Origin of the sequence: Candidatus Trichorickettsia mobilis (assembly GCF_034366785.1) — a bacterium.
Classification (GTDB): domain Bacteria; phylum Pseudomonadota; class Alphaproteobacteria; order Rickettsiales; family Rickettsiaceae; genus Trichorickettsia; species Trichorickettsia mobilis_A.
Window position 1 is genome coordinate 763,847 of the sequence record NZ_CP112932.1, and the last position, 14,595, is coordinate 778,441.

Here is a 14,595-nt window from a genome sequence, read left to right on the forward strand (position 1 = left end):
TTTTAGAATAAAATGAGTTTTAACGCAAAATTACCTATTAGAGATGCACTTATCAATACAGGTTTTAAGGAGTATATTGCATTACTAAGATTACCCATGAGTTTTTATAAATAGTAGCGACTGATTTAAAATTTAATTTTTCATAAGTATCAACTATTTCAGATAACTGATGATCAAGAAATCCTGATAATATTAGATAAGCAGCAGGAGTAGATATTTGTTGTATTTGTTTAGATAACATTATTAATGGAGTTGCCAAAATATTAGCAATAATTAAATCATATTTAGGTAATGAAGCTTGCGAAGGGAATAATTCTTCAGGACAATTTTGAAAAAACTGAACATTAACATCGTTAAATTTGGCATTATCTTTAGCAATCTCAATTGCCACCTCATCGGAATCACAGCCATAAATTTCAGCATCTAACCAAAGATGGCTGGCAGCAAAACTCAAAATACCAGTACCGGTACCAATATCCAGAATCTTACAAAATTTTAAGCGCGCTAAATCCTCCATTGCTTCAATACACCCAGCAGTTGTGTTATGCTCTCCTGTACCAAAAGCTCTTGCGGCATCAATAAATATGCCGATTTTATCTTGAGGACATAACTCCTTGTGAGCTCTAGCGCTGATAAAAAAATGACTTATTATTATGGGCTTTAACTGACTATGATATGCCGTGATCCAATCCTGATCATGAATTTTTTGTAGTTTTATTTCATTTAGTACCTCTAGATCATGAAATTCAGCAAATGCTGTAATTTGCTGTTGAATAATTGATAAATTTGGTTCTTCACTAAGATAAATTTCAAAACACCAGATATCATCTGGCATCGCTTCTACAGTTTTTGACTCAACTTCGTAATAGCTTATATTAATCAGATTTGAGATTGGTAATGTATCAAAAACATCAAGATGTCGATATTTTGTTTTAAAAAAAATTTTATAAGTATCTTTTGATTGACTGAAGGGAGTGTTCATGTTTTAATTTTGTAATGGGTGAGGTGCTACACTTGGCATACTTTCAATGAATTAATAAATCAACACTAAATAAATTCAACATATTTTTTACATTGATAGGAATATATTTTATGGTAAGAAATTTTATAATTACCTGCTTATTGTTGCTTAGTATAAATACCGTTGCGCTGGCAGCTAATAATCAGCAAGAAATTAGCCCAAGTTTGACAAATCAGCAAGTACAACAACAAATTATTGACGAATATAAAGCTATCGTAGCTAAAATTCCTCCGGAAGTACGCGATGAAATCATTGCTTTTAGAAAAAATATAGTTGCCATTAACAAACAAAAGCGTGAAGCCTATCAAAAATTATCTCAAGAAGCACAAAACTATTTAGCTAAAGAACAAGAATATAAGAAAAAATTGCCAATTAAGCAAAAACAATTGATTAATATACAAAATCCTGGAGAAAAGCCAAACAAAGATGATAAAGCTGCAAAATAGTCCTATTTAAAGTGCTTCAGTTAACCATGCGCACTCTCAATTATTCCTTCTTGGATATGTATGCTAAATTATTGTTTAATATTTTTATCATTAATAGTTTTATTACTTATTATCGGTCTAATAAAGAACAGAAATATTTTTATTAAAATACTGTTTCTCAACACTATTACTAATATTATCGCATTATTTATTTGTTTTTTGGGTACATTTACATTTAATGATTCTTATGTAGATATAGCTATTATTTATTTATTATTAAGTTTCATTGCAACGTTAGCTTACCTGAAATATTTTTCACAAAGCACAGCACTCAATTAAATTACCATAGGCATCATTCATCAAATAGTCGAAGTTTACAAGAGGTATTAATGTCTATTACAGCCTATGATTTTGAATTTGAAAATATTTCTGGTGTAGATAAAATCAGGTTAGATAATTACAAAAACCAGCCAATGCTGATTGTCAATACCGCCAGTTTATGCGGATTCACACCGCAATATGCGAATCTTGAAATATTATGGCAAAAATATAAAAAATTGGGGCTAATAGTAATAGCTGTTCCTAGCAATGATTTTGGTCATCAAGAACCGGGAACAAATGAAGTAATAGCAGAGTTTTGCAAAGTAAATTTCAATATTTCTTTTTTGATCACAGCAAAGACTAAGGTCATTGGTCATAGTGCTCATCCATTTTTTCATTGGAGTAGACAACGACTAGGATGGCTCTCTGGCCCCAAATGGAATTTTTATAAATATTTAGTCAATAAAAACGGCGAATTAGTAAATTGGTTTGCGCCTTTTACCTCCTCGACTTCTCAAAAACTACAAAATATAATAGAAGTCCAATTATCATGAGTATGTCGCATATATTTCAAGAATTTGATAGCAATATAGTAATCCTAGGCAGTGGGTTTAGTGGAATGTTGACTGCACTATCACTGGCTAGAGCTGGCTTTTCTACTATTATTCTTGAGAGCATGGCTTGTGATGATAGTAAATTCTTACATGACGTGCGAACCACAGCTTTAACTGCTGAATCTAAATATTTTTTAATACAATTAGGCTTATGGTCATTGATAGATAAGATAGCAAGCCCAATCTTAGACGTTTATGTAGTAGACAATAAATCACCAAAAATGCTGCATTTTGCTCAAGATTTAATAAATATAGAAGCTCTAGGATATATCGTTAAAAACTCTGAGTTTAAAAAAATATTGCTAGAAACAATACAAAATAATCCACTAATAACTTTAATTGATAAATGTAGTGACTATAATATTCACAGCCAAGAATCAGGCAATAACATATATTTAGCTGATGGTACTTTTATAAGTTGCCAGCTATTAATATTATGTAATGGCAGAGGATCAAAAATACATGCTTCTTATTTTTCAACAGAAATCTCCAAGCATTATTTACAAAACGCTCTCACTTTTAACGTATGGCATCAACAGTTGCATGAAGGCACTGCAGTTGAACATTTTTTGCCTTCAGGACCTTTTGCCATATTACCATTGAAAGGAGGAAACCATTCTTCAATAGTATGGACCTTACCTAAAAACTATGCTGCTTTATTACAAAATCTTCCTGCTGACGAATTTGAATATATGGTACAAAGAAATTTCGGTGACTTTTTGGGAGCATTAAAAATAGATAGTGAAATAGCTAATTTTCCTTTGCGTGCTTACCTGTCAAAAAAATATTATCATAATCGTATAGCACTTGTAGCTGATAGTGCTCATATTATTCATCCATTAGCAGGACAGGGATTGAACCAAGGAATTAAGGATATACAAGTATTAACCGATCTAATTAACTCTAAAAATATTGATCAAGAAATGTTAGCTGAATACCAAGAACTAAGACAAACTGATAATAAACTAATGTATTTAATTACCGATAATATTAATCGTATTTTTTCTAATAATGTACCATCGCTTAAATTTTTAAGACGTGCCGCACTACTGGCAGCAGAGCATATATCGTTTGTTAAAGTAGAATTATTAAAATATGCAATGGGTAGAAGGTAATTGATTTTTTTAAAGTTTAGAACACACCTCACAGAGTCTAAGATTATAAAATACGATAATAATTAATTAGTTCTTCTTGACTTATCCACTAAGAATATTATAGAATATCTGAGTAATGTTTACATCTACCATCTTAGATCCTAAATTATTTATATGACCCAACCATACTGTTCAACATTCGGATTTTATCGATTTAGATATCATCGATACGTAAGATTTTTTATTTTTGGGCACACGCTCAAAACTTTACTAAATATATTATCACCGAATAGGAGCATTTTATGGAACAGCATATTAATAATAAAGCAGCAGGTATCATCACCCAAATAATTGACCACAAGTTACAGTTATTCTCCATTAATATTAACCACCTGTATCTATTACTTATCTCAATAATTTTAGCCTACGTCAACCCAGTATTCGCCAAACCTAACAAACCTCAAACGGTAATTGCAATCACTGAAATTGTCCAGCATTCTGCGCTTGAAGAAGCTAAAGTTGGAATTATAGATATTTTAAAAGAATCTGGATATATTGAGGGAGAAAATTTAAAAATAATTCAACAAAATGCTCAAGGCAGTATTGCTAATGCGAGCTTAATTGCTAAAAACTTTATTCACCTTAATCCAGATGCAATTGTTGCTATTTCTACTCCTTCAGCACAGTCTGTACTAAATGTAGCCAAAAATACAAAAATTCCGATTATATTTTCTACAGTTACAGATCCAGTGGCTGCAGGACTGGTTCATGATTTATCAATAGCAGAAGATCGTATTACCGGATCCATGGATTATCCACCAATCCCAGAAGTCGTGGCACTAATCAAAGCGCTAATGCCTAATATCAAAACTCTTGGTATTTTATATAATACTGGGGAGGCTAATTCGGTCAAGACGGCAGGATTGCTGAAAGCTGCTGTAGATAATCAATGGCAAATTATTGAATCGACTACTCCTAATTCAGCTCAAGTAAGCCAGGCCTTATATCGGCTTGTAGGTAAGGTTGACGCAGTATATCTTCCTTCAGATAATACTGTATTTGCTAGTATGCCTACAATAGTACAAATTGCTCGCAAGCATAAACTGCCGCTTTTTGCTAATGAGCCTACTGGAGTTAAGCAAGGAGTATTAGCTTGTATTGGTTATACTCAATATGCTGTTGGCAGGACAGCAGGAAAACTTTTATTAAAAATGTTAGACGGAGAGACCAAGCTTAAAGTTGAAAAACCGGAACAAACTGAAATTTTTATTAACAAAACCTCTGCAGAGATTATAGGTATTACTATACCTGAAAAGATGTTGGGGCATAAAGTTCAGATAGTAGAGTAAAGATATACTTGTCTATCCATTTTATATAGTTCATTGAACACTCTCATCTATTATACTTTTAGAAATATTAAAGAGTACTATTATGTTAACTATACTATTTTTATTTAAGCGGCTAAGGAAGAGCATTACGCTTTTCCTAACTTGCATAATATTTATAACTTCATTATTTATTCAAACTGCTGTTGCTAGTAGTAAGATTTTGATAACAATAAACCAATTTGTTAATCATCCTGCACTCGATGACGCCAAATTTGGCATTGAAGCAGCATTAAAAGATAGATTATTACTGCCGGAACGCGTAGAAATCAAATTCGGTAGTGCTCAAGGAAATATAGCTAATGCTGTTCAGATTGCTCAATATCATGCTTCGCTGGATCCAGCCTTTATGGTAGCTATAGCTACCCCATCAGCTCAAGCTAGTCTTAGAGCCCGCAATAATTCTACTTTAGCATTTTTAGCAGTGACTGATCCAATAGCTGCAGGGTTTGAACATATTAATAATATAATAGGTGTCAGTGATGCTCCAGACATCTCTCGACTTTTAGATATAGCTAAAGAATTATTAAAATTTCAAACTATCGGTGTTATTTTTAATCCTGGTGAATCTAATTCTGTCCAAACTGTTGAAATGCTAAAAAAACTTGCGGCTACTAGTGGCATTAAAGTGCAACAAGTAGCAATCAATTCTTCTGCTGATGTTAAGGTAGCGACACAAAAGCTTATTGGTCAGGTAGAATTGATTTATTTACCAAAAGATAATTTAGTAGTTTCAGCTTTAGATAACCTAATTCAAGTTACCAGTAAAGCAAAAGTTCCAGTAATAGCCAACGATCCAAGTTTAATGACCAAGGGTTTATTATTGGCATATGGTTGTGATTATTTTGAAAGTGGTAAACAATTAGGTAATATGATTGCTGATCTTGTTGAAGGCAAAGAACTTGCTACTAAAATCCAGTCGGCAAAAATTAATAAATTACAAATTAATCATAAAGTAGCTGCTGCGTTAAATATTCATATACCCAAAGAATTAGAGTTACAGGAGACACCGTGAATCAACTACAATTTCTGGGAGCATTAGAAATAGGTTTGATCTATGCACTAGTAGCAGTTGCGGTATTTATTACCTTCAGAATCATTGACTTTCCTGATTTAACTGTTGACGGCACTTTTGCTTTAGGAGCTGCCGTATCAGCGGCAATGATTACCGTTGGTTATAACCCTTGGGTTGCTACAATAGCTGCTATTCTAGCTGGAGCTGTTGCTGGAACTGTTACTGGTTACTTACACGTTAAATGGGATATTTTAGGATTACTAGCTGGCATTCTAACAATGACTGCTTTGTATTCAATCAATTTAAGAATAATGCAAAGACCCAATATTGCTATAATTGATGATCTAACGGTTTTTAGTATGAGTTCAGTAATTACTATAACTTTTATAATAGTAGTAATCTTAATTTTATTGCTAACAAGTTTTTTTGCCACTGAATTTGGCCTCGCCATTCGAGCTGTAGGAATTAACTCTAAAGTAAGTACAGCTTACGGCATTAATGTCGGATTAATGAAAATTATTGCACTTAGCCTTAGCAATGGTATCGTGGCTCTTGCCGGTAGCCTATTTACTCAATCTCAAGGGTTTGCAGATATATCAATGGGTACAGGAGTAGTAATTGGTGGGTTGGCTTCAGTAATTATTGGGGAAGCGATATTGCATCCTAAAAAAATATGGATAGGATTAATTACCTGTGTATTTGGTTCAATAGCATATCGCATCGCAATAGCACTAGCTTTAAATGCCAATGATATTGGACTTGAGGCATCAGACTTGAATTTAATTACTGCCGCATTAGTGGCGATTACTATGCGCTTACATAAATTAAAGCCTTAAGTTAAACAAATGATAGAATTACAGAATATTAATGTTTGTTTTAATAAAAACACCAAATTAGAAAATCATGTTTTAAAAACCATCAATCTAAGTGTATTAGATGGTCAATTTGTTACAATTATTGGTGGTAATGGTGCTGGCAAATCTACTTTAATGAATATACTATCTGGAGATATAACACCTGATAGTGGTAGAGTTTTAATTGACAAACAGGATGTAACTAAACTGTCAACTGCACAACGTTCATGTTTTGTGGCTCGCGTATTTCAAGATCCAATGATCGGAACTTTCACCAACCTGACTATAGAAGAGAATATGAGCATAGCTTCTAAGCGCGGTAGCCAGAGAGGATTAGCATTAGGGTTAAATCATAATCTGCGAGAATGGTTTAAAGAATCTCTAGCTGAGCTCGGTATGGATCTTGAGAAAAGATTAAATGATAAAGTCGCTAGCTTGTCTGGAGGACAACGTCAGGCTTTAAGTTTAATTATGGCAACATTATTAGGCTCAAAGGTTTTATTATTAGATGAGCATACTGCAGCATTAGATCCTAAAATTGGTAAAATAATAATGGAACTTACTAATAAAATCATTAAGAAACATAATCTTACAGCGCTGATGATCACTCATAGCATGGCTCAGGCTCTAGATTATGGCGATAGAACAATTATGCTTTACCACGGTGAGGTAATACGTGATATGCAAGGAGAAAATCGTACAGCTCTTTCTCCAGATGATCTGATCAAATATTTTGACTTATAGCAATATGTCCTATAGTTATTTGAGTGAATTTTATGTAAGCGTTGTTCACGGTTTTCAGAAAAAGTCGTCTTGCTTGAGATTTTGTTAAAAATCGAAGCAATTGTAAGATAGGAACGTGATATAATACTATAGACTATAGACGCGAGAGAAAAAATAGCCCCGAATGTTGATAGGACATTTTAAATAACTATACATTGTGTACGTTTACGGAGTGATAATCCTTGCGTTTTAGTATAATATTAAGTAAATAGTGTATATTAGACCTCTTGCATAACCTAGAAGGTTACGGAATTTTTCAAACAAAACTCGTCTCCGTTCCGCAAGCAGTCTCTTGTTTGCTGCGGAACGGAGATGAGTTTTGACAACAAAATTACCAACCAGCTATAGTTATGCAAGAGGTCTATTAAAGGCTAGGTAGCAAAGTGGTAATGCCGTGGACTGCAAATCCTCAATGCGCCGGTTCGATTCCGGCCCTGGCCTCCAATCTTCTTGCAATAATTATGGAATTTACTGAGCAGTTTCTAGAAATGATGATTGCTGAGCGAGGGATTGCTAAAAATTCCGTGCTTGGATATAAACGTGATTTATTGGATTTTAATATTTTTCTAATTGATCAAAAATTATCTGCGCTAGATGTAAATACAGAGCACATTAATAGCTTTATTAAGTTTTTGGCGGCAAAAAATCTTCAAGCTCGATCGATCAATCGTAAATTATCTACTATAAAAACTTACTATGCTTTCTTAGTTAGCGAGAACTATACTACTCACAATCCTGTGCTGATAGTAGACTTACCAAAATATTCTTCTAAATTACCTTTAATATTGCAGGTCGCTGAAATCAAAGAGTTGCTGGATTGCTGTGATCTAGATAAAACTCCTGAAGGATTACGTCTAAAAGCAATGATTCATCTACTATATGCCAGTGGATTACGCGTATCCGAACTAGTAAGTTTAAAACTTTCAAATCTATTAAAAAGTACCAATAAATCTGAAATCAAAAAAATATTTACTATTGATGGTAAAGGTAACAAAGAAAGGCATGTAGTAATTAACGATCAAGCAATCTCTAGCATTAGGGAATATTTACTAGTACGTGACTTGTTTATTGCTCCACATAACCCCAAAAATATGCTATATCTATTTCCTTCAATAGCCGAGTCTGGATATATGACCAGACAAAATTTTGCTATTTTATTGAAACAATTGGCGATTAAAGCTGGTCTTGACCCAAATAATGTATCACCACACGTGTTGCGTCATAGTTTTGCCAGTCATTTGCTAGAAGGTGGAGCCGATCTTAGAGTAATTCAAGAATTACTTGGTCACGCCGATATTAGTACTACGCAAATTTATACACATTTGCAAACTAATTATCTTAAAAAGATCTTAAATGAATGTCATCCATTAAATCAAGCTATTAATGATTATGAATAATCCTCTTTCGATTTATCTTAAATCGGTCTTTTTTCGCTATAAAATATATTTCTGCTCATTATTTATGATTGCAATCATTGGCTCCATGTTCAATGTTGTAGTTGATTATCAAATAAAAGAAATCATTGATACTATTGCCTTGGATCAAAATGCCAATGTTGAAGCTTTATTGTTGTTATTTGTTTTTTATAAATTTATGCATCATGGTCTATTTTTTATTAGGCGACTGCTGGACATGAAATTTAAGCCTATACTTCTTTCTGAGACTGTAACTGATATGTATACCAAGACTCTTGGGCATTCACTACATTGGTTTGATTCTCATCTATCCGGTGAAATCTCAAATAAAATTTCGGACTTCCAAAGTAATGTACTTACTTTAATAACTCACTGCTTTAATGCCTTAAATAGCGTGGGTATTATTGTTATAGGTATATTATTTTTATTCAATGTTAGTGCGTTACCAGCTGTAACAATTCTCGTATTTGTAATGATTTATACACCGGTAATAACGTTACTATTAAAAAAGCAAATGCAACTACAAGAACAATATGTGTCTGCTAGACAAGAGACTTTAGGGATTATTAATGATTCAATCACCAATATCTTTGGTATAAAAATTATTGGTAATATCAAGAGCGAGTTTAAACTCAAACTGACCCCTGCATTACTAAACTGGAGCGATTGGGAGAAAAAGACTCGTAAGTTTGACGCTTACTTTGTTGATAATGCTGATACTATTATGGTGCTCATCCAAAGCGCAACGCAAATTTATTTACTTAGCTATCTCTACAAAACTGATCAGATTACCGCTGGGGTTTTTGCTTTTGCAGCAATGATTATGCTTAAAGTACATTATACGCTTGATGAATTTTTAGAAAATTTATTATTCAATATTAATCCAGGAATTGCTTCAATCAAAGCATCCTTTGATTTTATTAATACTAAACATGATACTCCAGATTCTCCAAACGCTAAGTTCTTAACTAATGTACGTGGTGATATTAAATTTAAAAATGTTAGTTTTGCTTATAGTGGTAGTCAAACTAACGTGTTACATGATTTTAATTTGCATATAGAAGCTGGTCAAAGAATTGGTATTGTCGGAACTTCTGGTGCCGGCAAAACTACCTTAATCAAGTGCTTGCTAAGATATTTTGATGTACGTAGTGGCGAGATTTTGATTGATGAGCAAAATATAATCTCTGTAACTCAGGAATCTTTACGAGCAAATATATCAGTTATCCCACAAGATATTACCATGTTTCACCGATCTATTTTAGAAAATCTACAACTTGCAAAATATGATGCCAGCTTTGATGAAATTGTCAGTGCCTGTAAAAAAGCCAGAGTACACCAAGATATTATGCATATGGTACATGACTATAATTCAATTGTTGGTGAACGCGGTGTTAAGGTTAGTGGTGGCCAACGGCAACGTATTGCAATAGCCAGAGCAATTCTCAAAAATGCTCCAATTCTGATTTTAGATGAAGCTACTTCTGCACTTGATACACCTACTGAGAAATTAATTCAGGAATCACTGAATGAAATGCTTGAAACCAATAACGCTACTACCATTGTCATTGCTCATCGCCTGTCAACCTTACTATATATGGATCGAATCTTAGTGCTTGAACAAGGCAAAATCATCGAGATGGGCACTCATCAAGAATTGTTGGCAAAGGCTGGTCTCTACAAGACTCTCTGGGATGCCCAAGTTGGCGGCTTCTTACCTGATAAAAAGTAAAGAAGTATATGGCATAGAGTCTGTCACTGATTGGGCAAAGGGCATTCTCTAGCAATTGCAGACACTGCAATTGCTGCCAACAACATAATTAAATTATGTTAAGTGCTTTTTTTGGCACTGGCATTCCAAGTCAAAGCAAAAAACATTCCGCCAAATATTGCTGAGAGAATAAAAAATAAAAAAACTCCATCCCAACCTGAAGAGTCAACTATCCAACCCACGCATACTCCTGATAATGCCGAACCAAGGTAAGCAAATACGCTAGCCAAGCCATTAGCAGTACCAATAGCCTGTTTACTAGTAAAATCAGCAGAAGCAACCCCTATTAGCACTTGTGGTCCATATACAAAAAAACCAGCTAAAGTCATAGCACACATACTAAGTAATTCATAACCTGCTGGTATTTGCCAAAATAAAATCAGCATGATTGCCAATGCTATCATAAAAATTAACCCTACTGGTCCGCGTCTCCCTAAGAAAATTTTATCCGACATCCAACCTGCACAAAGACCGCCCAATAACCCTAAGATCTCGTATGCTGCTACTTGCCACCCCGCCTGAGACAAGCTCATACCTTTTAATTCGCGTAAAAACATTGGTGCCCAAAATATAATACCTAAACGTACCACATATAAACACATATTTGCCATACAAACGTACCACATTAATCTATTTATAAATACCATTTCTAATAATTGACGTGTGGTCAGCGCAAGCTGATTACCAAAAGGATTAATACTATCTTCTTTGTATTCTTCTACTACTGGTAAATCAACTTCATCCGGTGAGTTTCTTAATCGATCAAATAAAAAAATGGCGATTAATATACCTACTACTCCAGGGACGAAAAAAGCCATTTCCCAGCCATATTTATCCACTAAATATCCACACAAAACCATAGTTATAGCACCACCAATCTGATGCGAGGTAGCTCCTATCGCCCACTTAGTGCCTAATTCTTTTGGCGCAAACCAGTGTGTTAACATCCGCGCTATTGGCGGCCATCCCATAGATTGAAACCAATTATTTAAAATCCATAAAATTCCTAAACTTGTAATACTAGAAGCAAATCCCGAAAAAAAAGTTACTACTCCAACTAAGCCAAGGCCACATGCCATAAATATACGGGCGTTGGATTTATCGCTAATAAATCCATTAACAAACTTTCCGACACCATATACTATCGAAGCAGCTGTTAATATCCATCCAAGCTGGGTTTTAGTAACATGGAAATGATCCATTAATACCGGCATGGCGATATTAAAGTTCTGACGACAAAAATAAAAAGTAGCATAGCCAATAATAATCGAATATAAAATTCGAATACGCCAACGATTATATCTCCTGGCATATATCGGTCTTTTCTTTATCGGTTCTATGGTAGAAGGTTGTATAGGTTGAAGAATAGAATTGGTATTCTGCATAAGATTTTGCTAGGTTAAAATTATTGTGATAAATCGCCCAGATATACTAATGTTCAGTGCTTAAAAATTGATAAACGAAGTTAAGAAGACTGATGATTAATAGTCCAACAAGTACATTACAAAAATAATAAATTAAAAGCTAGTTAAAATAATTAAACTTAATATTACAAAATGTTTCAATCAAGAAGAAAGTCATTGCAGAGCTTTAATGAAGCAACTTTATATAGTTATTTGAGTTAAATTAGCATAATTTTATAGAAAATCATGCTGAATTCATTTCACTTTAAGCTGTTCCAGAGCAATATTTTATATAATTATCAACAGATCCCGAACTTGTTTCTGGATCTTATGAAATCCTGACGAGATCCCGAAACAAGTTCGGGATGACGTTGTGTGTTCGGGATGACCTTCATGTTAACCCTATGTTGTATTTGTTGTATTTGAGATGACATCAGTTCAAGATGATATTATGCTAATGCAACCTAAACAATTATAGTTTAATAAAAACAAGAAGCCAAAATCAACTCCTTTCAAGAGCTCCATATGAAAATAATTAATGTTACTTTTACGACTCGTATTGGAGGTTTGGAACAGGTATTCTTAGATTATAATGAATGTATAAAGTCCACAAATAATCAAATTATCTCCTTAGTACATAAGAAATCGCTATTAATACCATTAATTACTGCTCCTTATTATGCAGTAAATAATTTTTCAAAATACGATATCATAACACTGGTTAAGATATATACTATCATCAATAAGGAAAATCCGGATTTAATAATCACTCATGGAAATCGAGCGCATTATATGTTGACCCAAGTTATTCGCCATAGATTATTAATTCATAATTTATTAAATAAACCTCTTGGCGCTAATAAAATTAAAGTAGACATTCCTATTATCGGTATATGTCATGATTACAGCTTTGCTCATATTATCCGTTGCAATTATATTATATCTGTTAGCAATGATATGCGCCAACAGTTAATATCTAAAGGATATCCTGTAGATCAAATATTTCATATTCCTAATATGATAAAAATACCAGCTGACCTCACTTATTCTCCTCCGCAACCTAAAGCTATCCCAGTAATTGGTATACTCGCACGTTTAGAAAAAATAAAAGGAGTGGATATTTTTGTTAAAGCTTTAGCTTCATTAAAACAACAAAATGTAGTTTTTAAGGCAAAAATTGCCGGAAATGGTGTCGAATATAATAATATAAAAAATTTGATATATAAATATAATTTACATAATGAAATTAAAATGATAGGCTGGATAGATAATAAAAAAGATTTTTTCAATAGCATAGATATACTGTGTGTACCATCTCGGTACGAACCTTTCGGGTTAGTGATCTTGGAAAGTTTTTTACACTCAATTCCGGTAATTGTGAGTAATGTCCCTGGGCCTATGGAAATTGTACAACATGGCATAAATGGTCTGGTTTTTGAGTCTGAAAACCATGATGATTTAAGCGATGCAATTAAACGCCTCATAGAGGAGCAAGAACTAGCAAAATATCTTACTTTATCAGCCTTTGAGCGAATAAAAACATATGATATGGTTGAGATTAGCTCAAGATTAGTCAAGTTTTTTCAAAATGTATGTTTAATTAATGCAGTAAATCAATGAATCATCTAATTGTTAGCATCACCTTCTTATTGTATATTATATTAAACTATGCGCAAGCAGAAGTAATTCAGACCAGTAGTTTAATTCCTATCGAAACGGCAGTTAATAACTCCAATGAACATACTCTGTTAATATTTGATGTCCAAGAAGTGTTAATGGTTGCACAAGACCAAGTGCTAACTCCTGCTCATAAAGTTGAAAGAAAAAAAATTAAGCAACAACTCCTCTCTCATCTACCTACAAAAGATACTGAAACTATCGAAAGTATCATCTTGATAGATTATAAGCCAGTCTTAGTTGACCCTAACATAGTAAATTTAATAGCTCTTGCAAAGTCAAAGCAAATCAAGACACTAGCTTTAACTAGTGGATATACCGGTAAATTTGGTAAAATTGATAATCGAGAAAACTTACGTATTGAAAAATTAAAAGCTTTAGGTATTGATTTTAGCTCTAGTTTTCCACAGATACCGACATTATCTTTTTCGTACTTACAAGACCTGCATCATACGAAATACACCCCAATGTTTAAACAAGGTATAATTTTTACCTGTAGATTACCAAAAGGTGAAGTGCTGGAGGCATTTCTTATACATGTAAAATCTCCAGTAAAGAAAATTATCTTTGTTGACAATAGGCTTAAAAACGTAATGTCTGTAGAATCATTCTGCAAAAGCAAAGGCATAGAGTTTCAAGGATTTGTGTATGAAGCCGTGAAAACAAGGCCTAAATCACCATTAAATCAACAATTGGCCACTTATCAATTTAATACATTAGTAAAACAACAACATTGGTTGAGTGAACTAGAAATACAAGCACAGTTAAAGCAATAAAATACAAAATATTAGATTATTACAGCAACTACACTTTCTTG

The 14,595-nt window shown here is 33.4% G+C and carries 14 protein-coding genes and 1 tRNA gene; 13 read left to right on the plus strand and 2 right to left on the minus strand.

What is annotated here, in order from left to right; all coding sequences use genetic code 11:
- Positions 1-64: 64 nt before the first annotated feature.
- The gene (locus tag Trichorick_RS03500) at positions 65-982 is read right to left on the minus strand and encodes a 50S ribosomal protein L11 methyltransferase (RefSeq protein ID WP_323737656.1); all 918 of its coding nucleotides are present in this window, start codon (positions 980-982) and stop codon (positions 65-67) included.
- 110 nt (positions 983-1,092) lie between these two features.
- On the opposite strand from Trichorick_RS03500, the gene Trichorick_RS03505 reads away from it, so the two are divergent.
- The 11 genes from Trichorick_RS03505 to Trichorick_RS03555 all read left to right on the plus strand — a co-directional run bounded on the left by Trichorick_RS03505 (position 1,093) and on the right by Trichorick_RS03555 (position 10,659).
- Positions 1,093-1,467, plus strand: coding sequence for a hypothetical protein (locus Trichorick_RS03505; RefSeq protein ID WP_323737657.1), 375 nt, complete (start codon positions 1,093-1,095; stop codon positions 1,465-1,467).
- A 60-nt stretch (positions 1,468-1,527) separates the two neighbouring features.
- Positions 1,528-1,785, plus strand: a complete 258-nt coding sequence (locus Trichorick_RS03510; RefSeq protein ID WP_323737658.1) for a monovalent cation/H+ antiporter complex subunit F — start codon at positions 1,528-1,530, stop codon at positions 1,783-1,785.
- A gap of 50 nt (positions 1,786-1,835) precedes the next feature.
- Positions 1,836-2,321 carry a glutathione peroxidase gene (locus Trichorick_RS03515; RefSeq protein WP_323737659.1) on the plus strand — a complete coding sequence of 162 codons (486 nt, stop codon included), beginning with the start codon at positions 1,836-1,838 and terminating at the stop codon, positions 2,319-2,321.
- 2 nt (positions 2,322-2,323) lie between these two features.
- On the plus strand, positions 2,324-3,496 hold the full coding sequence (locus tag Trichorick_RS03520) for an FAD-dependent monooxygenase (RefSeq protein WP_323737660.1): 1,173 nt from the start codon (positions 2,324-2,326) through the stop codon (positions 3,494-3,496).
- A gap of 281 nt (positions 3,497-3,777) precedes the next feature.
- A complete protein-coding gene (locus Trichorick_RS03525) occupies positions 3,778-4,824 on the plus strand; it encodes an ABC transporter substrate-binding protein (protein WP_323737661.1) in 1,047 nt (348 codons plus the stop codon).
- A gap of 82 nt (positions 4,825-4,906) precedes the next feature.
- Positions 4,907-5,875 (plus strand): ABC transporter substrate-binding protein, encoded by a 969-nt coding sequence (locus Trichorick_RS03530; RefSeq protein WP_323737662.1) that lies wholly within the window; start codon positions 4,907-4,909, stop codon positions 5,873-5,875.
- Positions 5,872-6,711 (plus strand): ABC transporter permease, encoded by an 840-nt coding sequence (locus tag Trichorick_RS03535; protein WP_323737663.1) that lies wholly within the window; start codon positions 5,872-5,874, stop codon positions 6,709-6,711. Before Trichorick_RS03530 ends, Trichorick_RS03535 begins: the two co-directional genes overlap by 4 nt.
- 9 nt (positions 6,712-6,720) lie before the next feature.
- On the plus strand, positions 6,721-7,473 hold the full coding sequence (locus Trichorick_RS03540) for an ABC transporter ATP-binding protein (RefSeq protein ID WP_323737664.1): 753 nt from the start codon (positions 6,721-6,723) through the stop codon (positions 7,471-7,473).
- Between the two features lie 408 nt (positions 7,474-7,881).
- Positions 7,882-7,956 (plus strand) — tRNA-Cys (locus Trichorick_RS03545).
- A gap of 17 nt (positions 7,957-7,973) precedes the next feature.
- The gene (locus Trichorick_RS03550) at positions 7,974-8,909 is read left to right on the plus strand and encodes a site-specific tyrosine recombinase XerD (RefSeq protein ID WP_323737665.1); all 936 of its coding nucleotides are present in this window, start codon (positions 7,974-7,976) and stop codon (positions 8,907-8,909) included.
- 64 nt (positions 8,910-8,973) lie between these two features.
- The gene (locus Trichorick_RS03555) at positions 8,974-10,659 is read left to right on the plus strand and encodes an ABC transporter ATP-binding protein (protein WP_323737666.1); all 1,686 of its coding nucleotides are present in this window, start codon (positions 8,974-8,976) and stop codon (positions 10,657-10,659) included.
- A gap of 98 nt (positions 10,660-10,757) precedes the next feature.
- Here Trichorick_RS03555 and Trichorick_RS03560 read toward each other — a convergent pair whose 3' ends face one another.
- Positions 10,758-12,083 (minus strand): MFS transporter, encoded by a 1,326-nt coding sequence (locus tag Trichorick_RS03560; RefSeq protein WP_323737667.1) that lies wholly within the window; start codon positions 12,081-12,083, stop codon positions 10,758-10,760.
- Positions 12,084-12,626: 543 nt separating this feature from the next.
- On the opposite strand from Trichorick_RS03560, the gene Trichorick_RS03565 reads away from it, so the two are divergent.
- Positions 12,627-13,721, plus strand: coding sequence for a glycosyltransferase family 4 protein (locus Trichorick_RS03565; RefSeq protein ID WP_323737668.1), 1,095 nt, complete (start codon positions 12,627-12,629; stop codon positions 13,719-13,721).
- Positions 13,718-14,554, plus strand: a complete 837-nt coding sequence (locus Trichorick_RS03570) for a DUF2608 domain-containing protein (RefSeq protein ID WP_323737669.1) — start codon at positions 13,718-13,720, stop codon at positions 14,552-14,554. Before Trichorick_RS03565 ends, Trichorick_RS03570 begins: the two co-directional genes overlap by 4 nt.
- Positions 14,555-14,595: the final 41 nt, after the last annotated feature.

Excerpts from the sequence above, each read along its gene's own strand:
- Trichorick_RS03500 (WP_323737656.1), bottom strand. The coding sequence starts at position 982 with ATGAACACTCCCTTCAGTCAATCAAAAGATACTTATAAAATTTTTTTT.
- Trichorick_RS03505 (WP_323737657.1), top strand. The coding sequence starts at position 1,093 with ATGGTAAGAAATTTTATAATTACCTGCTTATTGTTGCTTAGTATAAAT.
- Trichorick_RS03510 (WP_323737658.1), top strand. The coding sequence starts at position 1,528 with ATGCTAAATTATTGTTTAATATTTTTATCATTAATAGTTTTATTACTT.
- Trichorick_RS03515 (WP_323737659.1), top strand. The coding sequence starts at position 1,836 with ATGTCTATTACAGCCTATGATTTTGAATTTGAAAATATTTCTGGTGTA.
- Trichorick_RS03520 (WP_323737660.1), top strand. The coding sequence starts at position 2,324 with ATGTCGCATATATTTCAAGAATTTGATAGCAATATAGTAATCCTAGGC.
- Trichorick_RS03525 (WP_323737661.1), top strand. The coding sequence starts at position 3,778 with ATGGAACAGCATATTAATAATAAAGCAGCAGGTATCATCACCCAAATA.
- Trichorick_RS03530 (WP_323737662.1), top strand. The coding sequence starts at position 4,907 with ATGTTAACTATACTATTTTTATTTAAGCGGCTAAGGAAGAGCATTACG.
- Trichorick_RS03540 (WP_323737664.1), top strand. The coding sequence starts at position 6,721 with ATGATAGAATTACAGAATATTAATGTTTGTTTTAATAAAAACACCAAA.
- Trichorick_RS03550 (WP_323737665.1), top strand. The coding sequence starts at position 7,974 with ATGGAATTTACTGAGCAGTTTCTAGAAATGATGATTGCTGAGCGAGGG.
- Trichorick_RS03555 (WP_323737666.1), top strand. The coding sequence starts at position 8,974 with ATGATTGCAATCATTGGCTCCATGTTCAATGTTGTAGTTGATTATCAA.
- Trichorick_RS03560 (WP_323737667.1), bottom strand. The coding sequence starts at position 12,083 with ATGCAGAATACCAATTCTATTCTTCAACCTATACAACCTTCTACCATA.
- Trichorick_RS03565 (WP_323737668.1), top strand. The coding sequence starts at position 12,627 with ATGAAAATAATTAATGTTACTTTTACGACTCGTATTGGAGGTTTGGAA.
- Trichorick_RS03570 (WP_323737669.1), top strand. The coding sequence starts at position 13,718 with ATGAATCATCTAATTGTTAGCATCACCTTCTTATTGTATATTATATTA.